At 68.7% G+C, this 24,551-nt stretch carries 18 protein-coding genes and 1 riboswitch; of the genes, 10 read left to right on the forward strand and 8 right to left on the reverse strand.

All coding sequences use genetic code 11. From position 1 onward, the window contains the following. Nucleotide 1: 1 nt before the first annotated feature. The 3 genes from F8M74_RS31410 to F8M74_RS31420 all read right to left on the reverse strand — a co-directional run bounded on the left by F8M74_RS31410 (nucleotide 2) and on the right by F8M74_RS31420 (nucleotide 4,837). The gene (locus tag F8M74_RS31410; protein ID WP_141256691.1) at nucleotides 2-1,372 is read right to left on the reverse strand and encodes a phosphomannomutase/phosphoglucomutase; all 1,371 of its coding nucleotides are present in this window, start codon (nucleotides 1,370-1,372) and stop codon (nucleotides 2-4) included. A gap of 139 nt (nucleotides 1,373-1,511) precedes the next feature. Beyond that, nucleotides 1,512-3,572 carry a serine/threonine-protein kinase gene (locus F8M74_RS31415; RefSeq protein ID WP_141256690.1) on the reverse strand — a complete coding sequence of 687 codons (2,061 nt, stop codon included), beginning with the start codon at nucleotides 3,570-3,572 and terminating at the stop codon, nucleotides 1,512-1,514. A gap of 200 nt (nucleotides 3,573-3,772) precedes the next feature. Next, entirely contained in the window at nucleotides 3,773-4,837 is a 1,065-nt protein-coding gene (locus F8M74_RS31420) for a mannose-1-phosphate guanylyltransferase (RefSeq protein ID WP_141256689.1), read from the reverse strand. Between the two features lie 178 nt (nucleotides 4,838-5,015). Here F8M74_RS31420 and F8M74_RS31425 point away from each other — a divergent pair, with 178 nt between their 5' ends. From F8M74_RS31425 to F8M74_RS31440, 4 genes are all read left to right on the forward strand, one after another. Continuing rightward, complete coding sequence (locus tag F8M74_RS31425) at nucleotides 5,016-7,760, forward strand: GDSL-type esterase/lipase family protein (protein ID WP_141256688.1); 2,745 nt, start codon at nucleotides 5,016-5,018, stop codon at nucleotides 7,758-7,760. 1 nt (nucleotide 7,761) lies between these two features. Beyond that, nucleotides 7,762-9,177: an MBOAT family protein gene (locus tag F8M74_RS31430; protein ID WP_141256687.1), complete on the forward strand. Its 1,416-nt coding sequence runs from the start codon at nucleotides 7,762-7,764 to the stop codon at nucleotides 9,175-9,177. Between the two features lie 401 nt (nucleotides 9,178-9,578). Further along, the gene (locus F8M74_RS31435; RefSeq protein ID WP_141256686.1) at nucleotides 9,579-11,333 is read left to right on the forward strand and encodes a SulP family inorganic anion transporter; all 1,755 of its coding nucleotides are present in this window, start codon (nucleotides 9,579-9,581) and stop codon (nucleotides 11,331-11,333) included. A gap of 149 nt (nucleotides 11,334-11,482) precedes the next feature. After that, on the forward strand, nucleotides 11,483-13,147 hold the full coding sequence (locus tag F8M74_RS31440) for an arylsulfatase (RefSeq protein WP_141256685.1): 1,665 nt from the start codon (nucleotides 11,483-11,485) through the stop codon (nucleotides 13,145-13,147). A 107-nt stretch (nucleotides 13,148-13,254) separates the two neighbouring features. Here F8M74_RS31440 and F8M74_RS31445 read toward each other — a convergent pair whose 3' ends face one another. Together F8M74_RS31445 and F8M74_RS31450 are read right to left on the reverse strand one after the other, a co-directional pair. Further along, the gene (locus F8M74_RS31445) at nucleotides 13,255-14,535 is read right to left on the reverse strand and encodes a threonine/serine exporter ThrE family protein (RefSeq protein ID WP_141256684.1); all 1,281 of its coding nucleotides are present in this window, start codon (nucleotides 14,533-14,535) and stop codon (nucleotides 13,255-13,257) included. Then, entirely contained in the window at nucleotides 14,498-15,514 is a 1,017-nt protein-coding gene (locus F8M74_RS31450) for an HAD family phosphatase (protein WP_141256683.1), read from the reverse strand. Before F8M74_RS31450 ends, F8M74_RS31445 begins: the two co-directional genes overlap by 38 nt. Before the next feature lie 437 nt (nucleotides 15,515-15,951). Here F8M74_RS31450 and F8M74_RS31455 point away from each other — a divergent pair, with 437 nt between their 5' ends. From F8M74_RS31455 to F8M74_RS31465, 3 genes are all read left to right on the forward strand, one after another. Further along, nucleotides 15,952-16,392 (forward strand): YciI family protein, encoded by a 441-nt coding sequence (locus tag F8M74_RS31455; protein ID WP_141256682.1) that lies wholly within the window; start codon nucleotides 15,952-15,954, stop codon nucleotides 16,390-16,392. Nucleotides 16,393-16,874: 482 nt separating this feature from the next. Beyond that, nucleotides 16,875-17,864 (forward strand): hypothetical protein, encoded by a 990-nt coding sequence (locus F8M74_RS31460; protein WP_228560090.1) that lies wholly within the window; start codon nucleotides 16,875-16,877, stop codon nucleotides 17,862-17,864. Between the two features lie 11 nt (nucleotides 17,865-17,875). Next, nucleotides 17,876-18,433 (forward strand): hypothetical protein, encoded by a 558-nt coding sequence (locus F8M74_RS31465; protein ID WP_141256680.1) that lies wholly within the window; start codon nucleotides 17,876-17,878, stop codon nucleotides 18,431-18,433. Nucleotides 18,434-18,445: 12 nt separating this feature from the next. On the opposite strand, the gene F8M74_RS31470 is transcribed toward F8M74_RS31465, so the two are convergent. Then, complete coding sequence (locus tag F8M74_RS31470) at nucleotides 18,446-19,039, reverse strand: CoA pyrophosphatase (RefSeq protein WP_141256679.1); 594 nt, start codon at nucleotides 19,037-19,039, stop codon at nucleotides 18,446-18,448. A gap of 18 nt (nucleotides 19,040-19,057) precedes the next feature. Continuing rightward, nucleotides 19,058-19,951, reverse strand: coding sequence for an undecaprenyl-diphosphate phosphatase (locus F8M74_RS31475; RefSeq protein ID WP_141256678.1), 894 nt, complete (start codon nucleotides 19,949-19,951; stop codon nucleotides 19,058-19,060). 114 nt (nucleotides 19,952-20,065) lie between these two features. Between F8M74_RS31475 and F8M74_RS31480 the strand changes: the two genes are divergently transcribed. Continuing rightward, the gene (locus F8M74_RS31480; RefSeq protein WP_141256677.1) at nucleotides 20,066-20,536 is read left to right on the forward strand and encodes a YchJ family protein; all 471 of its coding nucleotides are present in this window, start codon (nucleotides 20,066-20,068) and stop codon (nucleotides 20,534-20,536) included. A gap of 98 nt (nucleotides 20,537-20,634) precedes the next feature. After that, a riboswitch (S-adenosyl-L-homocysteine riboswitch) is annotated at nucleotides 20,635-20,708 on the forward strand. A gap of 91 nt (nucleotides 20,709-20,799) precedes the next feature. Continuing rightward, the gene (gene ahcY / locus F8M74_RS31485; protein WP_141256676.1) at nucleotides 20,800-22,230 is read left to right on the forward strand and encodes an adenosylhomocysteinase; all 1,431 of its coding nucleotides are present in this window, start codon (nucleotides 20,800-20,802) and stop codon (nucleotides 22,228-22,230) included. Nucleotides 22,231-22,432: 202 nt separating this feature from the next. Here the strand turns inward: ahcY and metK are convergent, their stop codons facing one another. Further along, nucleotides 22,433-23,623 carry a methionine adenosyltransferase gene (gene metK, locus F8M74_RS31490; protein ID WP_141256675.1) on the reverse strand — a complete coding sequence of 397 codons (1,191 nt, stop codon included), beginning with the start codon at nucleotides 23,621-23,623 and terminating at the stop codon, nucleotides 22,433-22,435. A gap of 238 nt (nucleotides 23,624-23,861) precedes the next feature. Here metK and F8M74_RS31495 point away from each other — a divergent pair, with 238 nt between their 5' ends. Next, a complete protein-coding gene (locus F8M74_RS31495) occupies nucleotides 23,862-24,437 on the forward strand; it encodes an ABC transporter substrate-binding protein (RefSeq protein ID WP_141256674.1) in 576 nt (191 codons plus the stop codon). Nucleotides 24,438-24,551: the final 114 nt, after the last annotated feature.

Genomic DNA, 24,551 nt, shown 5'->3' on the forward strand with positions numbered 1-24,551 from the left:
GTCAGCCCCCGACCTCGACCTTGACCTTCTCCACGGTGCCCTCGATGAGGGCCTGGATTTCCTTGAGGCGCTCGGGCGTGTTGGCCTCGAAGCGCAACACCAGGATGGGCTGCGTGTTGGAGGCGCGGATGAGGCCCCAGCCGTCGGGGAACGTCACGCGCACGCCGTCCACGTCGATGATGTCGTGGCCCGCGTCGCGCAGCGTCTCCGTGGCGCGCTTCACCATCTCGAACTTCTTCTCTTCCTTCGTGTCGAAGCGCAGCTCCGGGCTGGCGTACGTCTTCGGCACGTCGGACAGGAGCTCCGACATGGTCGCCTTCTCGTGCGTGAGAATCTCCAGCAGGCGCGCGGTGGAGTAGATGGCGTCGTCGAAGCCGAAGTAGCGGTTCTTGAAGAAGATGTGGCCGCTCATCTCTCCGGCCAGCTCCGCCTGCGTCTCCTTCATCTTCGACTTGATGAGCGAATGGCCGGCCTTCCACATGATGGGCTTGCCGCCGCGCTTCGCGATGTCGTCGTACAGCGTGTAGCTGCACTTCACTTCGCCGACGATGGCCGCGCCCGGGCTCTCCTTCAGCACGTAGCGGCTGAAGAGCACCATCAACTGGTCGCCCCAGAGGATGTTGCCCTGGTCGTCGATGACGCCGATGCGGTCGCTGTCGCCGTCGTAGGCGATGCCCACCTCGGCCTTCTCGCGCTTCACCGCCGCAATGAGGTCCTCCAGGTTCTCCACCACCGTCGGGTCCGGGTGGTGGTTGGGGAACGTCGCGTCCATCTCACAGAACAGGGGCACCACGTCGAAGCCCATGCTCTCGAACAGCGGCACCGCGATGGCGCCGCCCGTGCCGTTGCCGGCGTCGATGACGATGCGCATCCCCTTGCGGCCCACCTTCACCGTCTGGCGGACGAAGTGGTTGTAGGGCGTGATGATGTCGTACGGCGTCACCGTGCCCGGCTTGGGCGACACCTCGAAGTCCCGCGCCTCGATGAGCTTGCGCAGGGCTTGAATCTCGTGGCTGTGGAAGGTCGTCTTCCCCGCGCCAATCTTGAAGCCGTTGTACTCGGGCGGGTTGTGGCTGCCGGTAATCATCGCCAGGCCGTCCACCGGCAGGGTGTTGGCGGCGAAGTACGTCAGCGGCGTGGGGACCACGCCCACGTCGAACACGTTGAGCCCCGTGGAGGTGAGGCCCTCGCAGAGCGAGTCCCGGAAGCGGGTGGAGGACTCGCGGCAGTCGCGGCCCACCGCGATGGAGCGCCCGCCCTGGCGGCGGATGATGGTGCCCAGGCCCTTGCCCAGCAGCTCCACCACCTCGGTGGTGAGGTCCTTATCGACCAGGCCTCGGATATCGTATTCGCGGAAGATGTGCGCGTTCATGAAGATGTCCCCGCCCCCGTGACGACGGAGGGCATGGCAGAGGGCGGCGGACTCTACACGAGCGCGGGCCAGGGGGGCACCCGACCAGAGTGCGCCCCTGGCCCGTTGGAGGGCCAAGGGGCCGGAAAAGGCCCCCGCGCTACGGAAGCTGGGCCACAGGGGCCATGGCCCCCTCGTGAAGCACGGGGGGCATGGAAGGCGTCAGCCCCTGTGCCCGCTGGCGCAGTTCCTGGTAGTGCCGCAGCCACGACACATTGAGCGGATCCAACGCCAGCGCGTTCGCATAGCGAGAGAGGGCGGCGCGCAGGGCCCGCTGCACCTCCAGCGCGTGTCCTTGGGTGAAGAGCGCCCGGGCCCGGGCCTCCGAGCCCGGCCGGGCCGACAGGAAAGCGTGGCGCAGGGGCTCCACCTCCTCGTCCGGCAGCCCTGCTTCCACGCAGCGGGCCAGCCCGGGCAGGTTGCCTCGAACGGCGTCGAAGCCGGCGCGGCTCAGCGGCTCGCCCAGGGTGCAGCGGGCGGACTCCACCCGACCCCGCAGGGACTCCAGCGCGCGGCGCTGCCCGGACGGCAGCGAACGGACGCGGAAGCCCTCCAGCCGGCGCAGGGCGGCGCTGGCCCGGCGGCGAATCTCCTCGAAGTCGGCGTCGGGCCGCGCGCCCAGCAGGACATACGGGTCCTTCGCGGCCTCCGCGGCCCGAGCGAGCAGCCGCGCCAGCTCCCCATCGGGACGCGGCTCCGGCCGGCGGCCCTCATCCAGCATCCACGCCACCCACTGACGCAGCGCCGGCGCGGGCTCGGCGAAGTGGATGAACGCGCCCGCGGCCACGCCCCAGGTCCGGGCCTCGTCTCCCGTGACATGGCGGACGACGTCGCCCTCGCACGTCACGGTGCGCCCCGTGAAGGACAGCTCCACGCCCAGGCGCGCGGCCAGCGGCGGCAGCGCGCTATCCCACGCGGCGAAGAAGCCATCCACCGACACGTCGTTGGCCACCACCCGCGTCCAGCCCTCCGCGAGACTCACGCGAACGTCCAACCCCTCGGGCGCGGCGACGCGCGGGGCCGGCGCCTCCAGCACCGGCTCCGCATGGGCCGCCGCCCGCAGCGCCAGGTGCAGCGGCGTGGCACCGTCCTCCGGAATCGCCTGGCCGAAGATGGTGACGTTGCCTTCTGGCACGCGCATCTCCGGCAGCAACAGGATGGGCGCCTGGGACACGGGCGCTGCGTCCTCGTCGAACGTGATGTCGATGTCCACCAGCAGCTCCACGTCGTCGACCAGCGCCGCCTCGCGCTCCGCCGCGCGGGCACGCGGGTCCATGCAGCGCGCCAGTTCCTCACGGAACGCACGGGCATCCGGGAAGCGCTCGGCGGGCCGCGGCGCCAGGGCGCGCAGCAGCACCGCGGACAGCGCGGACGGCACGCACGGGTTGAGGACATGCGGCTCCGGCGGCGCCAGCTCCCCCGCGCGGCCGATGCCGAAGGGCAGCCGCCCGGTGAGCAGCAGGTAGCCCACCACGCCCAGCGCATACACGTCCGCGCGGCCGTCCACGGCCTCACCGGACCACTGCTCGGGCGCGATGAAGGCCGGCGAGCCCACCACCATGCCGCGCGCCCGCTCCGCGGGCGACAGGCTCGAGCTGAGGATGGCGCTGGCGCCAAAGTCGAGCACCTTCACCCGGCGCTCCCCCCGCGCATCCCGCGTGAGGACGAGGTTGTCCGCGGACAGGTCCCAGTGCATGAGCCCGCGCGCGTGCGCGGCCTCCACGGCCTCCAGCGTCTGCCCCAGCAATTCCACCGCCTCCACGGGCGCCAGCGGCATGGGAAGACGGGCGAAAGACTCACCGTCGGCGTACTCCATCAGCAGGCACGGCAGACCGCCGGGCCCCGGGCGTGCGTCCAGCACGCGGGCCACGTGCGGGTGGACCAGCTCGCGCAAAGCATGCGCCTCCGCGTAAAAGCGGCGCTGCATGGCCGGCTGCGCCGCCAGGTGCGGGTGCAAAACCTTCACCGCGAAGCGGTGCCCCGTGGGGAGATACTCCGTCAGGTACACCGTGCCCAGCGCCCCCGCCCCCAACCAGCGCCGGAAGACGAGCGGCCCGTGCCGCTGCCCCTCCAGGCAGCTCGCCGACACTGCGACGCCGTCATGCACCGCCGGGCAAGACGCCCCGGCCGGATGGTCCACGTCACACCGCATGCAGGCCATACCCCACCACCCTCTGTCGCCCCGAAGCAGGGCAAGCGGTGGGGGCCTTGCAACGAGCGTGCAGAGGCCCCTTGTCCACTCATCGACAGAGCAAGCCCCCAACTGACCGAGGTCACCAGTGAATCAGGGGTTCGCGGCCGGTAATTCTTCCAGGGTGGGAACCGGGCGTTTCTCCAGCGCACCCGGCCCCACCTGGACGCCTACAGGTACTTCGTCAGCTTGCGAGCCTTGAGCGCCTCCACCACCTTGCGCACGTCCTGGCTCTTGTCCTTCGGCACCACGAGCACCGCGTCTCCGGAGTCCACCACCACCATGTCGGTGAGGCCCACCACGGACAGCGGACGCTTGTCGGCCAGCACCACGCAGTTGTGGCAGTCCACCACCACCGCGAGGTTGCCGGACACCACGTTGCCGTTGGCGTCGGCGGGGCGCACCTCTGGAATCGCGGCGAACGAGCCAACATCCGACCAGCCGAAGTCACCCGGCAGCACCGCGATGTTGGAGGCCTTCTCCATGACGCCGTAGTCGATGGAGGTGGAAGGCAGCTTGGGGAACACCTTCTTCAGCACCGCGCCGAAGGTCCGCTTGCCCGCGGCCTTGCGCAGGGCGTCCAGGCCCTTCTGCATCTCCGGCATGTGCTTCGCGAAGGCCTCCAGGATGACGTCCACGCGGAAGACGAAGATGCCGCCGTTCCACAGGTAGTCACCGGACGACATGTAGCCGCGCGCCGTCTCCAGGTCGGGCTTCTCCTTGAAAGCCTGCACCTTGCGGCCACCGCCCTCCAGCGCCTCGCCGACCTGGATGTAGCCGTAGCCCGTCTCCGGGCGCGAAGGCTTGATGCCCAGCGTGACGATGTGCCCCGCCTCCGCCAGGTCCGCCGCGTCCGCGAGCGTGCGCTTGAAGCCGGGCACGTCCGCCACGTGGTGGTCGGAGGGCAGCACCACCATGACGCCCTTGGGGTCGCGCGCGGCCACCTGCACCGCCGCCAGGGCGATGGCGGGCGCGGTGTTGCGCGCCACCGGCTCCACCAGGAGGTTCGCCTTGGGCAGCCCCTTCACCAGCTTCGCCGCGGCCTTCGCGTGCAGGGGGCCACAGACGATGAAGGTGTCCTTCACCGAGGCGAGCCCCTTGAGGCGCGCGGACGTGTCGGTGATGAGCGGCAGCTTGGAAGCCAGCGGCAGGAACTGCTTGGGCCGCGCCTGACGGGACAGCGGCCAGAAACGGGTGCCGGAGCCTCCGGCCATGATGACGGGGTAGAGGGCCATTGCGGGTGTTGCACTCCTGAAGGCCCCAGACCAAGCCGGTGGCCATGGCGGCGCACCATACCGTTTCAGCCTCGCCGGGAAAGAGGGACTCTCGCCTGCCCGCCCTCCAGACGACGAAGCCAAGAAGGGCGGTGAGAGTTTTGACCCGCCACCAAAAAGCCAGTCTCATGCCGCGCTGTTGGACTTCCTCAAGGCCAGATCCACCGGGCTGACGCTCATCCTCACCGTCGCACTGGCGTTGGGGCTGTCGCTTGCCCCGGTCCCAGACGCCCTCCGGCCCCTCCCGAGTCTCCAGCAGGGTCCCCTGCCCGAGAAGCTGGTGGCGCTCGTCCTACCGACCTCGCTGTCGGGCGGTCGCGCCACGCGTCCGCCCGGAGAAGTGATGACGGCGGGTGCGGGCGCCGCCAAACGCCCGCCGGTAGAGACGGAAGAGGTGGAGGAGCCAGCCGACGCCGGTGCCCTGGTGGCGGAGCCTCTGCCCGCCGTGCCCACCACGCCGGGCATCGGCCTGGAGGAGCTGAGCGCCCCCACCCTGGCCCGCGCGAAGGACCTGGAGGCCCTGCGCGAGCGCATGGGCTCCCAGCACGTGGACATCGAGCTGAACTGCCGCAAGGCGGGGCCGGACGGAAACTGCCTGGAGGACGGACTGGCGCCCTACACCCGGGCCCTGGCCGAGCTGCGCGAGGACGCCCGGCGCACGCCGGTGCGCGTGGTGCACCTGGGCGACTCGCTGGTGGCCTCCGACCACATCACTGATTTGGTGCGCGACCGGCTCCAGGAGCGCTTCGGCGCGGGCGGCAAGGGCTTCCTCTTCATCACCCGCCCCGCCAGCGCAGGTCGCTGGACGCGCTCGGGCCGAGGCTCGGACGGCTGGGAAATCGAACGGCTGGTGGACTCCAAGTGGCCCCGTGACCGGGTGGGCTGGACCGGTGTGGCCTTCAGCTCGGAGAAGGGCTCCCAGAGCACGCGTTATGACGTGGAGGGCTCGCGCGTGGCGGAGCTCTTCTTCCTGGCGCAGCCCGCCAGTGGCTCCGTGCAGTTCTCCGTGGACGGCAAGCCGCTCCAGCGCATCCACACGCGAGGCTTCTCCAAGAACAAGTCGGAGGCGGCCTTCGCCCGCGTGACACTGCCGCAGGGCGCGAAGTCGCTGACGCTCACCACGTCCGGCAAGGTGGAGCTGCACGGCATGACGCTGGAGTCGGGCACGCCGGGCGTCGTCTACGACACGGTGGGCCTGCTGGGCGGAATGGCGGAGGTGTACCTGCGCGCCCAGCCCGCCGCCTTCCGCGCGCAGTTGCGCCAGCGCAAGCCGTCCCTGGTGGTGATGATGGTGGGCGGCAACGAGGCCTTCTTCTACTCACGAGACCGCACCACGCTGGACGAGGTGCGCGCACAGATAAAGGAGTTGATGTCTCGCGTGCGCACCAACGTGCCGAACGCCGCGTGCCTGCTGATGGCCCCCATCGACGCGGGCGTGCGCACCATGAGCGGCGAGGTGGTGTCACGCCGGGGCACCCAGGAGATTGGCGACATCTACCGCGAGGAGGCCCGCGCGGCCGGCTGCGCGTTCTGGGACGCCTATGCCGCCATGGGCGGCGGGGGCTCCGCGCTCCGCTGGCTCGAGGAAGGGCTGATGCTGGACGACCTCGTCCACCCGCGCGCCCGGGGCTCGGATTTGCTGGGCCACCTCTTCGACCTGTCCCTCCAGCGTGCGTTCGCGAAGAGCCGGGCGCCGCTGGTGGCGGTGGTGGACCCGACCGGCCTGCAGAACGCGGACACCGCGCTGGCGCGCACGTTCGACAAGCTGAAGCGCCGCGAGGCGGGCGAGGCCCTTCGCGTGGGCGTCGCACAGCTGGGCGGTTCGCACACCGCGTCGCACTACTTCACGGACGCGGTGCGCGAGGTGCTGACGAAGCGCTTCGGCGCCGCGGGCCGGGGCTTCATCGCCGCCGGCAAGGCCTCCCCTCGCCTGGAGCCCGCGGGCGTGACGCGCGCGCTGGAGGGGGACTGGACCATCGAGGACGCCGCCAAGGACGCGCCCCCCGGAGAACTGTGGGGGCTGACGGGCATCCGCGCCGTGGGCAGTCCGGGCGCGAAGCTGCGCATCCAGTTCTGCAAGGACTGCCCGGAGGCGAAGGAGACCTCGGGCCGGTTGGATTTGTACGCGCTGGACGTGCCGGACGTGCGCGCGCCGGACATCACGATAGACGGCGAGCTGCTGCCGCCGGACGCGCCTCCGCCGGAGCCGTTGACCGAGCCCACCGTGCGCATCCGCTCGTTCCCCGTCACGGGGGCCTCGCACACCGTGGAGGTGACGGCGCCGAAGGACGGCAACGTCACGGTGCTGGGGGCGTCCCTGGAGTACGACACGCCGGGCGTCGTGTACGACGCGCTGGGCCTTCCCGGTGCCACGGCCTCGGCATTGGGGGCCATGGACGCGGCGGCGGTGGACGCGCAGTTGGCGTCGAGGCGGCCGGACCTGCTCGTGTTCTGGTACGGCACCAACGAGGCGGGCCGGCCTGGCCTGGACGCCTCGGCGCTGCGCCGGGACTACACCGCGATGCTGACGCGGCTGCGCAAGGCCACCAACGCGGAGTGCCTGGTGATGGGCCCCACGGACCGGCTCACGCAGGACGCCAACGGCCGGTGGAGCGAGGCGCCCTCGCTGGCGTCGGTGCTGAACACGCTGCCGCAGGTGGCGAAGGACGCGGGGTGCGCGTACTGGTCGACGCGCGCGGCCATGGGTGGAGAGCGCGCCATGCTGCGCTGGCAGCGCGCGCAGCCCGCGCTGGGCCACGCGGACGGCGTCCACCTGACACCGGAAGGCTACGCGCGGCTGGCGGGGGCCTTCTCCCGGGAGCTGCTCACCGCTTACGAGGCCCACAAGAAGGCGGGCCCCACCTCGCGCGTGGAGGACAACTGACGTGCTGTCGCACAGCGTCCAGTACCTCGTCTTCGTCATCGCGGTGTTCGCCCTGTACTGGGCGGTGCACCGGCACTACTGGCCGCGCATCGGCGTGTTGCTGGTGGCCAGCCTCTTCTTCTACGCGGCCTTCACGCCCTTCCCCATCCTCATCTTCCTGGTGGGCGTCACGGTGGACCACCTGTGCGTGAAGGGCATGGGCCGCGCGCAGTCACAGGGTGTCCGCAAGGCGCTCGTCACGGTGTCCGTCGTCTCCAACCTGGGCCTGCTCGCGGGCTTCAAGTACCTGGAGATGATGCGGCAGACGCTGCTGTCGCTGTTGGCGCCGTGGGGCATTGAAGTCCGCGCCGAGCCCTTCAACCTGCTGATGCCGGTGGGCCTGTCCTTCTTCGTCTTCCAGGCCATCAGCTACACGGTGGACGTGTATCGGGGGAAGGCGAGCGCGGAGCACTCGTTCATCGAGCACCTGCTGTACCTGCTCTTCTTCCCGCGCGTGGTGAGTGGCCCCATCGTCCGGGCGTCGGAGCTGATGGTGCACTTCCGCCAGACGCCGAGCCTCACGCCCGAGGCCGGTGGCCACGCCCTCTTCCGCATCGCGGTGGGCCTGGTGAAGAAGCTGGTCATCGCGGACGTGCTGGGCGCGGGACTGGTGGACCCCGTCTTCGCCGCGCCGGAGAAGTACGCCTCCGCGGAGTGCATCGTCGCGGCGGTGGCCTACACCTTCGAGCTCTACTACGACTTCTCGGGGTACTCGGACATCGCGATTGGCGTGGCGGCGCTGTTCGGCTTCAAGTTCCCGGAGAACTTCAACCGGCCGTATCTGGCGAAGAACATCGGCGAGTTCTGGAACCGGTGGCACCTGAGCCTGTCCACGTGGCTGCGCGACTACCTGTACCGGCCGCTGGGCGGCAACCGCGTGTCGAAGCCGCGCGTGCTGTTCAACCTGATGACGGTAATGGTGCTGGGCGGCCTGTGGCACGGCGCGGACTGGCGCTTCGCTGTCTGGGGCGCGGTGCACGGCGTGGCGCTGTGTGTGTCGCGCTGCTGGGAGTGGTCGGTGGGCAAGCCCGAATCCCCGGGCATCCCCCGCGTGGCGGTGGGCATGTTGACGACGTTCACCATCGTCGTGCTGACGCGCGTGGTGTTCCGGGCAGCGGACATGGCGCACGCGGGCGAGTTCTACGAACGGATGATGGCAGGCGTGCCCGGCATCGCCAACGTGAGCCCGCTGGTGTGGGGCATGCTGGCCGCGGCCGTCTTCTTCCATGCCGTGCCGATGAAGCTCTACACGGTGTCGTCGGACCTCTTCGTCCGCATGCCCGTGCCGGTGCGCGCCGCGGTGCTGGTGGTGCTCGGCCTGGGCATCCGTCACCTGTCCGCCGTGGAGACGCGCCCGTACGTGTACCTGCAGTTCTAGGCGGGCGTAGGGGCTGTCGGGCCCCAGTTCCCCGGGCCCCCGCATGCGCCTTGCCGCCGGGCATGAGCGTTCCCAGTTTCTTGGGGGCAGCCCCGTCGCCGAAGCCGGGAAGCAGGCCCGGTCTCCGTGCTCGGTCGGTCTGAGCGCACTGGCTCAGGGCCAGTGCCGTGGCGGAGGTACTGCGCATGGCGGGCATCCAGGCACTCCCCCGCACAGCCCTGGGACGTGGCACCACGGTTGATGTTGTCTCCGAGGTAGGGATGGGGACGGTGCTCCTGGCGCGCAATTCGCCCAGGGGCATGCGGCCATGCCAGGAGCCGCCCCGGGCGAGGACCTTGCGTTGCGAAGCGGCCCCAGCGTTCGCAGCGTGTCGCGGGGACACCAGCGCGAGGGGATGGGCGGTGAGCGACCTGGTGGCGCGGACATGGCGGGCGGTGCGGCGCGGCCTGCCGGGCCTGCGGCAGGCACGCGGCTATCAGCGCCGCTGGTTCCGGGCGGACCTGCTCTCGGCGCTCACCATTGGCGCGATGCTCATCCCCCAGGGCCTGGCCTATGCGCAACTCGTGGGCGTGCGTCCAGCAGCGGGCCTCTACGCGGGCGTGGTGGGAATGTTCGCCTATGCGCTGTTCGGGCCCTCGCGGCACCTCATCATCGGACCCGAGGCGGGTGCCGCCATCCTCACCGCCGCGGCGCTCGCACCGATGGCGGCGGGGGCGGACGCCGCGCGCTACGCATCCCTGGCGGCACTGCTGGCGCTGCTGGTCGGCGTGCTGAGCCTGCTCGGAGGGCTGCTCAAGGTGGGCGCGCTCGCGGACTTCCTGTCCAAGCCCATCCTCATCGGCTACATCAACGGCGCGGCGCTCATCATCATCGGCAGCCAGCTCGCGCGGCTCTTCGGGATGGAGCGCCAGTCCGACACGTTCTCGGGTCAGGTTTTCGAGGTGGCCACCCACCTCGAACGGACCCACGTCCCGACGCTCCTGCTGGGGCTGGGCGTCATCACCACGCTCGTGCTGCTGCGGCGGCTGCTGCCCAGGGCGCCCGGTCCGCTCATCCTGGTGGTCCTCACCACGATGGCGGGAGGGCTGTTCCAAGTGGAGCACGGGGGCATCAAGGTCGTGGGCCCCCTCGCCGCCGAGCCCCCCGCTCCAGGCCTGCCGTCCCTGCGCTTCGAGGACGTGCGGGCGCTGCTCCCCGCCGCCTTCAGCCTGGCGCTCGTCAACTACGCCAGCTCCGTGCTGACGGGCCGATTCTACGCCGACAGGTTCCGCTACCGGCTGGACAGCAACCAGGAGTTCCTCGGGCAGGCCGCCGCCAACCTCGCCAATGCGTTCAGCCAGGGGTTCCCCGTGACGGGGAGCGACTCGCGCACGGCCGTCAACGTCTCCATGGGAGGGCGGACCCAGCTCGTGGGGGTGCTCGCCGCTGGGGTGGTGCTGGTGTTCGCCCTGTTCCTCACGCCCCTGCTGCACGACTTGCCCATGGTGACGCTGGGCGCCATCGTCTTCGTGGCCGCGGTGTACCTGCTGGAGTTCCGAGCCATCATCGACCTGTGGCGCGTGCGGCGCGTGGAGGCGGTGCTCGCGTGCGTGACGATGGTGGGGGTGCTGGTGTTGGGCATCCTCCAAGGCATCCTCGTCGCGGTGGCGCTGGCGCTGGCGGACCTCATCCGCCGGGCCGCCAGGCCCCACGACGCGGTGCTTGGCGAGCGCGAGGGCGTGCCCGGCTACCACGACATCGAGCGGTTCGAGAACGCCGAGACGGTGCCCGGGCTCGTCATCTACCGCTTCGATGCGCCGCTGTTCTTCGCCAACGCGCGCCACCTGCGGGAGCAGGCCCGGGCCCTGGTCTCCAGCGCGGATGCGCCCGTGCGGTGGTTCGTGCTTGATGCGTCCGCCGTGTTCGACATGGACGTCACCGCTGCGGAGGGCCTGGAGAAGCTGCGCCGTGAATTCGAGGAAGAGGGCGTGGTGCTGGGCATCGCCGAGGCCCGGGCGCCGCTGCGCGCGCTGCTGCGGCGTACCGGCCTGCTGGAGCGGCTGGGCCCGGAGAATGTGCATGCCACCGTGGAGGCGGCGGTGCACCACTTCCTGATGGACGCCGACGCGAGGCACACCCGTGACGGTGCGCCTCCGGCGCTGCCTCCGGTGCATTGAGCAGGGGTTCGAACACCCTCGCGGGGGAACAGGCTTGCGCTCGTCCTCACCCGGTCGGCAGTCCGGCCCGTTGCCTCCCCTCACGCCCCCTCCTCACGAACCATGTCCCCGAGGGGGCGCGTGCACACCTCCTGCCCAGGAGGCAACGCATGGCAAGCAAGGCGAAACCCACGGGCAATGGAAACGGCAATGGCAAGCAGTCACAGCGCAAGCCCAACATCCTGGTCATCTGGGGCGATGACATCGGGCTCTGGAACGTCAGCGCCTACAACCACGGGATGATGGGGTACCTCACGCCCAACATCGACCGCATCGCAAAGGAAGGCGCGATGATGACCGACTGCTATGGCCAGCAGAGCTGCACCGCGGGCCGCGCGGCCTTCATCACCGGCATGAACCCGCTTCGCACGGGGCTCACCACCATTGGCATGCCCGGAGCGAAGTATGGACTCCAGGACTCTGACCCCACCATCGCGGAGCTGCTGAAACCGCTAGGCTACACCTGCGGCCACTTCGGCAAGAACCACGTGGGTGACTCCAACCCCTACCTGCCCACCGTGCACGGCTTCGACGAGTTCTTCGGCAACCTCTACCACCTCAACGCGGAGGGCGAACCGGAGTGCCCGGACTACCCCAAGGACCCGACCTTCAAGGAGCGCTTCGGTCCGCGGGGCGTCCTCCGGAGCTGGGCCACGGACCGCGATGACCCCACCGAGGACAAGCGCTGGGGCGTGGTGGGTAGGCAGCGCATCGAGGACACCGGCGCGCTCACCCGCAAGCGCATGGAGACCGTGGACGGGGAGTTCCTCCAAGGGACCCTGGACTTCATGGAGCGCGCCGTGAAGGCCGGCAAGCCGTTCTTCCTCTGGCACAACACCACGCGCACTCACGTCTGGACCTACCTCCAGGAGAAGTACCGGAACGCCACCGGCTACGGCCTCTACGCGGATGCCATGCGGGAGCTGGACGACATCGTCGGCGTGCTGCTGGCCAAGCTGGACGACCTGGGCATCGCCGACAACACGCTGGTGGTCTTCTCCACCGACAACGGCGTGGAGAAGATGGGCTGGCCAGACGGCGGCAACAGCCCGTTCCGGGGCGAGAAGGGCTCCACCTGGGAGGGCGGCGTTCGCGTCCCCTGCATGGTGCGCTGGCCGGGCGTGGTGGAGCCCGGGCGCGTCATCAACGACATCTTCGCGCACGAGGACTGGATGCCCACGCTGGTCTCCGCGGCGGGCGGCCCCAAGGACCTCGTGGCGCAGTGCCAGCGCGGCTACAAGGCGGGTGACAAGACCTTCCGGGTCTACCTGGATGGGTATGACCAGACCGGGCTGCTCGCGGGCAAGGAGAAGGGAGCCCGGCACGAGTTCATCTACGTGCTCGACAGCGGAAACCTCGCGGCCGTCCGGTACGACGACTGGAAGCTCATCTTCAGCTACCAGGAAGGCGAAGGCCCGGACATGTGGTTCAGCGGCAAGCGCTTCGACCCGGCGTGGCCGTACCTCATCAACCTGCGCTCGGACCCGTTCGAGTACGGCCCCAAGGCCGGCCTGTACTTGAAGTGGTACGGGGAGCGGATGTTCACGTTCGTGCCCGCGCAGGCGCTGGTCCAGAAGTTCGCGCAGAGCCTGCTCGACTACCCCCCCAGCCAGGCCCCGGGCAGCTTGAGCATCGGGCCCATCAAGGAGCGCGTGAAGCGGCAGTTGTTGGAGGCGCGCGAGCGCAAAGAGGAGCCCGCCATCGGCGACCAGGTCATGGCGCTGGCCGACCAGGTGGAGCGGTTCATCCGCCGAACCCAGCAGTCGCACGCGTAGTCACGCGCGGCGCCGGGCGGCGGAGCAGCGCCGCCGCCCGTGTCCGCCGGGCGGACCTCCGGGGCCCGTCGAACCGGATTTGCGCTGCATCGTTCGCCCCAGAGGCGCTACGCGCTCCCGGAACCCGATGGCGCGGTGTCGTCGCCGTCCACGGTGATGCGTGACGGCACCACCAAGGTCGCGAACACCAACCCCAACACCAACTGGAGCGCCACCATCAGCACGTCGAACGGCCGGGCATCCTCCGCGCCCGGGCGCCCCATGCCGAGCAACGCGATGATGGCCTGCGTCCCCATGAAGCCCGGCGCGAGCTGCAACATGCCCGGCATGATGACCGTCATCGGCATCCGCTGTCCGCCCCGGCCGTAGAGCAACCCGGCCACGCCCAGCACGAACGCGGCCATCATCGGACTCCCCTGCTCTCCCAGCACCGCCTTCATCCCCGCCTGCGTCCCGTAGGCGAGCAGCACCCCGCCGACGATGCCCACCAGGTCGCGCCGCCGCCCCGCCATGCAGACAGCCAGTGCCACGCCACCGACCGCCAGCAGCAAAAAGGTGACCCAAGGCGACAGCACGTGCACGTCGCTGTACTCCGGTATCGGCCGGACAAAGCGCCACAAGGTCGTGGCCGCCACGATGCCCACGCCAATCATCAGGAAGCGCAGCAGTCCATAGACCAGCCGCGTCATGCCTGCCTCCACGGACTCCGAGGCCAACTCCAATGAGCCGAGCGTGACCACCATCGCGGGCACCAGCAGCACCGCCCCGCCAAACAACGCCTGGACCACATCGAAGGGCGGCAGGACGAATCGGAGCCCGAACGCCGCCAGCGTTCCCAGAAACGCCGCGAGGAAGCTCTTCTGCAGGTCCACCCGCTGCGAGAGCAACGTCCCGAAATGGATGACGCCCGCGATGCCGCCCACGAGGAGGGCCGCGAACATCTCCCACCACCCGCCCCCCACGCGCGCCGCGACGGCAGCGCCGTACACGCCATAAGCCAGGAGCACGAGCCACTTCGGATAGGGAGAGCGCTCGGCCACGATGCGGTCCAACCTCGCACGGGCCTCCGGCAGGCCCACGCCTCCCGCCGCGATGTCATCCGTCAGTTGGAGGAGCCCCGCCGCACGGCCCAGGTTCCAGTGCGGGTTGAAGGGCAACCGAGCGAAGTCCGCGGGCGACCGTCGAGGGGCCACCACCTGCGTCATGGCCAGGCTCTGGACCGTGAAGACCTCCGTCCTCAGCCCCCAGGCCCGCGCCGCCCGGCGCACGCGCGCTTCCACCAGGAGCGAGGGCTGATAGGCCAGGTGCAGTGCCCTGGCCAGGTCCAGCAGGAAGCGGGACGCCGCCTCTTCATCCCCTCCCGTTCCCGGTCCGTGCTCGCGTTTCATCGAAGATGCGCCTCCAATCCCGCTGCATGCTGACCACGGCCCAGCCACCAGAGCGCGCGGCCTTCAATGACGCACCGTCCTTCTCTTCGTAGGCGAACTCGCGTGCCGCGTCGTCGTGGTGGATGAGCAAGGCAAAGCCCGGGCGCGGGCGCTTGCGCGTGTACTGGAGCATCTGGATGTCGCCGCCGGAGCGCACGTTGCCCGCCGCGAAGACGGGCCGCCGGCCGATGTGCTCGTCGATGCCCACCGGCTTGCCCGCCTTGTCATTGACGTGGGACACGCGCGCCTCACGGCGCAGCACCGAGGGAGCGTGCGCATCGTCGAACGACTTCTTCAGTTGGCTGCCAATGACCTGCTGGGGCGGGATGCCGTAGGTGTCCTCGGAGATGACACGCATGAAGTCGATGCCCCCCGCCGAGGCGAGCCAGGTCTGGAAACCGTTCGCGCGCAGATACCGAAGCAACTCCAGCATGGGGGCGTAGGCGAGCTGGTTGTAGGGAACGTCCCATCTCGGGTGGCGGGCGTGCTGAAAGAAGGTGCGGACATCACGGCTGAACGCCTCCTCCGTCATTCCGGCATGGGTCTCCCCGAGCAGCTTCATCAACTTGGACTTGTCCATGAGGGAGAGCTCGGAGAGGTCCCCCTCCATGATGGCCTTGAACGGCTGCCGCTTCGCGAGCGACGGGTCCTCCTTCATGCGGGAACGGAGCGGCTTCAGGAGGAAGGCACCCTGCACGAGCGGCTCCTCTGGCCAGAGCGTGCCATCGTTGTCGAAGGTGGCGATGCGCGCCTCGGGGGGAATGAAGCCGGCGCCCCCCTCGGTGGTGGAGCGGGAAATGAAGTCGATGATGGCCTGCTTCACCGCCCCCTCGTTCCATGACGGCAACGGGTCCGCCGCCAACGCATGTAAAGGCACCTCAATCAGGCGTGTGAGCGCGGCAAGCAGCCGGCCCCCTTCATTCAGTGCTCCACGAACCATGTCGGCCCCCTGGCGCGCCGCGCACCAACACTGCCTCCCAGGACGGTGATGCCGACATCAACGCTTCACAATGCCGACTGGAGGGCACGAGGAGAGGGCCCGCTGGGCCCGGCCGCCGCGTTCCCCCGGACCGACATGGCGCGGTCGAAACGAGCGTCATGGCGGAGAGGCGATGCAAGGGCCCACGGGACGCAGTCCTCGGCGCGGTGGGCCGAGCCTCACGCATCTCTCGCGTTGCGCCATGGGCGAGGTTCGCAGCCACTCAGTCGGCCCGACGACTCACGCAACCCCTTGATATTTCCTGGACTCATGGGGTTTCCCTGAGCCCCGGGCCAGCCTGCCTCACGATTTTTTCGCCGCGTGTCGATCCGCTTCGAGCTTATTCGTCGCCATTTTGAACGAGGACGCAGCGCCTCCCGAACCGAAAGGAAGAACCGATGCGCGTCATGGTCATTGTGAAGGCGACGAAGAACTCCGAAGCCAATGTGATGCCCGACGAGAAGCTGATGACCGAGATGGGCAAGTACAACGAGGAGCTGATGAAGGCGGGCGTGCTCCTGGCCGGTGACGGTCTCCACCCGAGCAACAAGGGCAAGCGCATCCGGTTCGCGGACGGGAAGAAGAGCGTCATCGATGGTCCGTTCGCGGAGACGAAAGAGCTCATCGCCGGCTATTGGATGTGGCAGGTCAAGTCGATGGACGAGGCCGTGGAGTGGGCGCGCCGCTGCCCGCCCCCCATGCCCGGCGAGGAGTCGGAGCTGGAGATTCGCCCCGTCTTCGAGGCCGAGGACTTCGGCGCCGAGTTCACCCCGGAGCTGCGCGCGCGGGAAGAGCAGCTGCGCGCGGAGTTGGAGCAGAAGCAGAAGCAGAAGTCGTGAGCCGCAACGGAGTGAGGTCCGGTGTCTCTGGACCTCCTCGGGTCGTCAGAGCCGGGTGCTAACTCCTGATGTGTGCTCCCACAGTTCGGGGCACACGCCAGGGGGACGACATGACGTTGCGTGGAGCAGGTGCACTGCTCTTGAGCATACTTCTCGTGGGCTGCGCGACACCGCGAGTCGTGCGCCTGGATACGGGACAAGGCGAGCCCATCGTCTACATCCCGCCGAAGAGCGCAAAGCCGGTCGAAGTGGACGAAGACGCGTTCCGGAAGGTGATGACCCGGCTCGTGCTGGACATGCGCTTCTCCCTCCACGACGGGGCAGCGGAGCGTCCACGGGTCCGGCTCGCCCCGTGGGGCTCGGAGTCCCAGGGCGCCGGACACGATTACGGCGCCTGGTGCTCCCGACAGGACAGTCCTGGCGAGTGCCTCACGCTCCTGGAGGGTGGCTTCTCCTTCCTGGATGCCAAGGCGCGCCGACAGATGGCGCTCGCCTTCGCCTGGGATGGCGTGTGGGACGGCGTACAGGACGCAGTGAAGGAGGTCGTCAACCCGCTCGCGCTCAGGGCAATGCTGACGTCGGCGATGGCCGCGTACATGTTCCTCATCGTCGCGCCGGAGCCCGTGACCAAGGTCGTCGCCGTCGCACTGACGACCTTCGTCCTCGCCTACCTCGGCGTGGACGCCTTCATGGGTCTCATGGAGGGCTGGCAGAGACTGTCAGCGGACGCTGACCGCGCGGAGTCGTTCCGGGAGCTGGAGGACGCGGGGCACCGCTTCGGCCGAGTCATGGGAGAGAACGGAGCGCGCGTGCTCATCCTCGCGCTGACGGCGGCGCTGAGTGGTGGGGCCGCGAGCATGGCCTCCAAGGGACCGACACTGCCCGGCTTCGCCAGCGCGGCATTAGCCGCGGAGGCACAAGCGGGATTCCGGCTGTCCGCGGCGATGGCAGGAGGCGTGCGCTCCATCACCGTGGCGGAGGGCGTCATGACCGTGGGCCTTGCGCCCAATGCGGTCGCCATGACTGCTCGCGGCCAGGGAGGAGCAGACGTGCCCTCCTCCTTGGACGGCGCTCCCACGAAGCTCCTTGAGAATCAACGCCCCCTCCTCTTGGACAAGGAGCAGAAAATCGCGCGGTTGGTAGGCGTTCGCCCCGTCCGAGTCACAGACCCCGACTTTCTACAGTATGTGAACAACGGTTCCATCAAGTGGGTGGTGACTGCGGAGGGGGAATTGCTGATTGTCCCTCACACATGGCGAACAAAAGAGATCTCGCACGCGGTCGCCAGCGGAGGACGCCCAGTGCTCGCAGCAGGCGAAGCTGAAATCGCCGCCCATGGCATGCTACGCACAGGTGTGGAGATCACGCCTCACAGTGGCCACTACCTCTTCGAGGCTCCCGCAGCCACGAGTGCCAGAGCGCTGGAAATCGGCAGACAGGCCTTCTCCCGAGCCGGTATCTTGTTCCCCTAGGGACCTGCCCAATGAACCCGACTCGTGACCTTTTTGACGACGTCCTGGAATGGCCCCTCTCGAAAGTGAATCCATGGCTCGACAGGGTCACCCTTGGTGGGCCCATTGAAGGCGAGCCCTTCAACTGGGATGTCTTTGCGTTCACCATCGCAGCGAGAGCGCGCGAGGAAAAAAGCCCCGGTTGGGCCCAGGTCGCCCTTCGCATCTACGATGCCCTCGCGAAACAACCTCCCTTGGGGGCTACAGAGCACTCATTCATGCTCTCGGCGATGAACTTGCGGGCAGGACTGATCTCCGAACTGGGCGAACGCGAAGGTGACCCCGTCCTCGACTCGGAGCCCATCGTCGCGTGGATCCAGCGCCTCACGACGATGTCGCTGGAGGAAGCGTCACGATGGATGGCGCTGGCGCAGGAAGACTTCCGCGCCGTCCCCATCGAGAAACTCCTCGTCATGCGTCGGATCAAGCACGGGCTCAACACCCTGGCCCACGCCCTGCCCAAGACAAACGTGGAGCAGAAGCACCCGGAGCTCATCCCCTGGCTCCATTTCCGAACCCGCCTACCCTGACGCGGCGGCGCCCTACCCCGCCCCGCCGGGCACCTGCGTCACGTGGTTCAGGAAGTCGCGAAGAATGCGCGCTGTCGCGCCCCAGATGACGTGCGTCCCATACGTGTAGAAGTACAGGTCCCGCTCCGCCCCCAGGATTTCCTTCTGCTCCACGCGGAGGATGGCCGGGTCCAACAGCCCCGACAGTGGCACCTCCAGGATGTAGGCCACCTCCTCCGCGCTCGGCCGGTACTTCCCGTCCCCGGGAATCACCCCCACGAAGGGCCGCACCCGGTACTGCGAAATCGTGGGCACCTCGTCCAGCATGCCCAGCACCCGCACGCCGCGCCGGTCGATGCCCAGCTCCTCTTCCGTCTCGCGCAGCGCCGTGTGCAGGGGCGTCGCGTCCTCGGGGTCGCGGCCTCCCCCCGGGAAGCTGTACTGATCCGCATGCGTCCGCAGCGTCGCGGGCCTGCGCGTGAAGAGCACGTGGGGCACGCCGTCCCGCTCGAACACCGGCACCAGCACCGAGGCCTCCCGCAGACTCCACCCCGGCAGGTGCACCTCACGCGCCGGCCGCGAGGACAGCCGTGACTCCAGTGTCTGGAACAGCGCCTCCACACTCACGGCCCACGTCCTCTCACGCTAGTCGGTAATCTGCTTCTCCACCGGCGGCGTCCCCGGCTCGCCAGGGACCTCCACGTTCTCCGCTCCCGACATCGGGCTCAGCTTCCCCGTCTGGAGCAGGACCAGCAGCAGCACGCCCAGCGCCACGCGGTATACGACGAACACCAACGTCGTCCGCGTGCGCAGGAAGCGCAACAGCCACGCGATGGCCGCCATGCCCGACGCGAAGGCCACCAGCGTCCCCACCCAGAGCGCCATCGCGGAAGGCCGCGTCTCCGCCTCCAGCAGGTGCTTGAGCTCGAAGACGCCCGCCAGCGTGGTGGCCGGGATGGACAGCAGGAACGAGTAGCGTGCCGCATCCTCGCGCTTGAGCCCCAGCGACAGGCCGCCCGTCAGCGTCGTGCCAGAGCGAGACGCACCCGGAATCAGCGCCAGCGCCTGCCACATGCCGATGAGGATGCCATCCTTCCACCGCATGTCCGCTAGCGTCCGCTGGTGCGAGGCCCGCTTCTCCACCACGAGGAGGATGAGGGCCAGCACGATGAGGCTTCCGGAGATGACGTAGAGCGAGCGGAACTCGTTCTCGATGAACTTCTTCAATGTCAGCCCGGCGATGCCGACAGGCAACGTGCCCACCAGGACGAACCACGCCAGCCGCGCCTCCAGCGTGCCGAAGGGCTCGCGCCGCGCCAGCCCTCGGAAGAAGGCCGCCACCAGCGAGACGATGTCCTTGCGGAAGTAGATGAGCACGGCCGCCACCGTGCCCAACTGGATGACCGCCGAGTACGCCGCGCCCGGGTCCCTCCAGCCGAACAGCTCCGGCGCGATGCGCAGGTGCGCCGTGGAGCTGATGGGAAGGAACTCCGTGAGACCCTGGACCAGACCCAGGACGATGGCTTCGAGGAGGCTCATAGGGTGCGGCCCCCGGATGTATGCCTGCTCTCCCCGCCCAGCAAGGGTGTTCCACCGCCTCTGTACGCACGAACACCCACGGCCCGCGCAGGACGGGTAGGCTCGGACCGCACCATGCCCCCTGCCCCCCTCTGCCCCTGCTCCTCCGGCCTGCGCTACCGCGAGTGCTGCGCGCCCTTCCACCGAGGCGAGGCCGAGCCGCCCGACGCCGAGCGCCTCATGCGCAGTCGCTACAGCGCCTTCGCCCTGCGCGAGGTGGCCTGGCTGTGGAAGACGCTGCACCCCCACCACCCGGACCGCGCGCGGCCCCAGGACGAGGTGCTGCGCGAGCTGCGCGCCTTCGCCCAGGCGCACCAGTACCCGAAGCTGGTGGTGATGGACCGCCGGGAACCGGACGCGGACGGACTGGCGCAGGTGCTCTTCTTCGCCAAGGTGTTCGAGAAGGGAAAGGACCGCTCCTTCGTGGAGCGCTCCGACTTCCGCCACGACGGCACCGGCTGGCGCTACCTGTCCGGCGTGGCGCTGGCGCCCAAGGAGCTGACCGTCCCTCCTGAGTCCCTCACGCTCGCCACGTTCCCTCGCTAGGTGGGCGTCTGAAAGTGGATGGAGCAGGCTGTCCGCCTGCCCTCGGGGGCGGCAGTCTCTCGTTGAAATGAAGGGGTCCTTTTCGTAGGTTCCCCGCTGACTTCGAGGAGCGCTGCGAGGCCGGACACGGCCCCAGGCTCGAAGCGGAATCACCCAACGGCGCTCACCTGTACGCATCTCTTGCGAGGGTGAGTCGTCGCAGCATTCACACCGAACTTCCCCAAGCCCGGGACGCCGCGCCCGCTGGACCAGGAGCCATTGCCATGACCGCTGCAACCAAGTCCCAGAAGCAGGATTACGCCATCGCCGACCTGTCGCTCGCCGACTGGGGCCGCAAGGAAATCCGCATCGCCGAGAGCGAAATGCCCGCGCTCATGGCCATCCGCGAGGAGTACGCCAAGACGCAGCCGCTCAAGGGCGCGCGCGTGACGGGCTCGCTGCACATGACCATCCAGACGGCCGTGCTGGTGGAGACGCTCCAGGCGCTGGGCGCCGAGGTCCGCTGGGCGTCGTGCAACATCTTCTCCACGCAGGACCACGCCGCCGCCGCGCTGGTGCAGGCCGGCACGCCGGTGTTCGCGCACAAGGGTGAGTCCCTCAAGGAGTACTGGGACTTCACCCACCGCATCTTCGACTTCGGCCCCGCGGGCAGCGACCACGAGGGTCCGAACATGATTCTGGACGACGGTGGTGACGCCACGCTGCTCATGCACCTGGGCAAGCGCGCGGAGAAGGACGCCAGCGTCCTCGCCACCCCCCAGAGCGAGGAAGAGCGCGAGCTGTACACCGCCATCAAGACGAAGCTGGCCGAGGACGCAACCTGGTACACGCGCAAGAGCGCGAAGATTCTCGGTGTCACCGAGGAGACCACCACGGGCGTGCACCGCCTCCAGGAGATGTCCGCCAAGGGCACGCTCCTGTTCCGCGCCATCAACGTCAACGACAGCGTGACGAAGAGCAAGTTCGACAACCTGTACGGTTGCCGTGAGTCGCTGGTGGACGGCATCAAGCGCGCCACGGACGTGATGGTCGCCGGCAAGATTGCCGTCGTCGCGGGCTACGGCGACGTGGGCAAGGGCTCCGCGCAGGCGCTGCGCGCGCTGTCCGCCCAGGTGTGGGTGACGGAGATCGACCCCATCTGCGCGCTCCAGGCGGCCATGGAAGGCTACCGCGTCGTCACCATGGAGTACGCCGCGGACAAGGCGGACATCTTCGTGACGGCCACCGGTAACAAGGGCGTCATCACGCACGACCACATGGCGAAGATGAAGGACCAGGCCATCGTCTGCAACATCGGCCATTTCGACAACGAAATCGAGGTCGCCGCCCTGGAGAAGTACCAGTGGGAGGAGATCAAGCCGCAGGTCGACCACGTCATCTTCCCGGACAACAAGCGCATCATCCTGCTGGCCAAGGGCCGGCTGGTGAACCTGGGCTGCGGCACCGGCCACCCCAGCTACGTGATGTCCAGCTCGTTCGCGAACCAGACCATCGCGCAGATTGAGCTGTACTCGCAGAGCGCCAACTACGAGGTCGGCAAGGTGTACGTGCTGCCCAAGCACCTGGACGAGAAGGTCGCTCGCCTCCAGCTCAAGAAGCTCAACGCGCAGCTCACCGAGCTGAGCCAGGAGCAGGCCGACTACATCGGCGTGAAGACCTCCGGCCCGTACAAGCCGGACACCTACCGCTACTAAGCGGTCCGCTGTCGCCCTCGCCCCGGTGCATGCGGGCGAGGGCCTCGCCGCGACGAAGCCTCGAGCCCCCGGGCTCGCGCGCCAGCGAAGCGCCCAGCCAGAAACACAACGGGCCGCCTCCCTCCCTGGGAAGCGGCCCGTGTGCTTGCGGGCCCTCACGCGCCGGTGAGGCAGCGTGAGGGCCGAATCGAAGCGCCCTGTCTCAGACGGCCTTCAGGCGGCGGCCACCTGACGGCGTGGCGCCCTTGGCGGCATCCCGCAGCGCGTCCTTCTTCTCCTCGACGCGCTCCCAGGTGAACTCCTTCTCCGTACGGCCGAAGTGACCGTAGGCGGCGGTCTTCTGGTAGATGGGCCGCAGCAGGTTCAGGTACTCGGTGATTTCGCGCGGACGCAGGCCGAACGTCTTGCGGATGGCCAGGGCGATGCGCTCTTCCGGAACCGTGGCGGTGCCGAAGGTCTCCACCATGACGCTGACGGGCTCGGCCACGCCGATGGCGTAGGACACCTGCACCTCGCAGCGCCGGGCCAGGCCCGCGGCCACCACCGTCTTGGCGATGTGACGGCCCATGTACGCGGCCGAGCGGTCCACCTTGGACGGGTCCTTGCCGCTGAACGCGCCGCCACCGTGACGGCCCATGCCGCCGTAGGTGTCCACGATGATCTTCCGGCCCGTCAGGCCGGAGTCACCCATGGGGCCACCCACCACGAAGCGGCCGGTGGGGTTGATGAAGAACTTCGTCTTGTTGTCGATGAGCTTCTTGGGCAGCGCCTTCGCGATGACGTCCTCGCGGATGGCCTCCTGGATCTTCTTGTTGGAGACCTCTTCGGAGTGCTGCGTGGACACCACCACCGCGTCGATGCGGACAGGGCGGCCGTCGCGGTACTCCACCGTCACCTGGCTCTTGCCGTCCGGGCGGATCCACGGGTGCTGCTTGCGACGCACATCCGCCAGGCGGCGGGTGATGGCGTGCGCGTAGTGGATGGGGGCCGGCATCAGCTCCGACGTCTCGTCGCAGGCGAAGCCGAACATCATGCCCTGGTCGCCGGCGCCCTGGTCCTTCTTGTTGTCGACACCCCGGGCGATGTCCTGGCTCTGGCCTTCGATGGCCACCATGACGCCGCAGGTGTTGCCGTCGTAGCCCATGGAGCTGTCGGTGTACCCGATGCGGCAGATGGTGCTGCGGACGAGCTTCGGGATGTCCACGTAACAGTTCGTCGTCACCTCACCCGCGACGATGGCCAGGCCCGTCTTGACGAGCGTCTCCACGGCGACGCGCGCCTGAGGGTCCTTGGCGATGATGGCATCCAGCACACCGTCGGAGATCTGGTCGGCGATCTTGTCCGGGTGGCCTTCAGTGACGGATTCAGACGTGAACAGGAAGTCGGTAGGCATGTCGTCTCAGAGGCTGCGCTGACAGTGCGCGAAGGCCGGACACTAGACGTGGCGTCCTAGAGGAGTCAAACGCGCAAGAGCGCCGCATCATTCAACTTTTCGGAATCCGCCAGCGCGCGGCGACCAGGCGGATACGGCCGGATGGCCGCCTCCCACCCCAGCATGAATTTCGCGAGGCGCCGGACGTTCCCTTGGGCTAACAGACGTCCGCGCATCCGCTCTGGAGGAACAGCCCGACATGAACGCCCGCTTCCGTACCCTCGCCTTCCTGGCCACCTTCGCCTTCGCCCTCCCCGCGCTCGCCGCGAAGGAAGACCCCATCGCCAAGCCGGTGAAGACCGTGGTGCAGTCCGTGCGCTACGAGCGCGACGCCCTGGCCCTCAAGCACTTCGGCAGCGAGGAGCAAGGCAAGTTCCTGCTCGGCGATAACTGGGGCAAGGGCACCGATGCGCAGCGCAAGGAGTTCGTCACGCTGTTCCAGGACCTCTTCGCGAACATCGCCTTCCCCCGTGTGCGGGAGAACTTCAAGAACCTGGACACCATCACCTACGAGCCCTCGCAGGTGCAGGGCGCCGAGGCCACGGTGGCCTCCACCGTCTTCATCAAGCATCCGCTGAAGACGCAGGAGATGAAGCTCAAGTACCGGCTGGTGAAGGAAGCCGCCGCCTGGAAGGTCGTGGACGTGACGGTGCTGGGCTCCTCCATGCTCCAGGACATCCGGGACACGCAGGTGAAGCCGCTGATGGAGAAGGGCGGCTGGGACCTGCTGCTGGAGCGCATGCGCACGGAGCTGGCGAAGGTGAAGAAGAAGTAGCCCGCACCTGCCCGGCGGCCGGGCCACCAGGCTTCCCGGCCGCCTCACTGTTTTCGCGGGGTCCGCGCATCGCGTAGAGTCCCCCTCCCCCCGTGCCTGGCCGATGACCGACCC

It is taken from the genome of Myxococcus sp. CA023 (assembly GCF_010998615.1).
Taxonomy (GTDB): Bacteria; Myxococcota; Myxococcia; order Myxococcales; family Myxococcaceae; genus Myxococcus.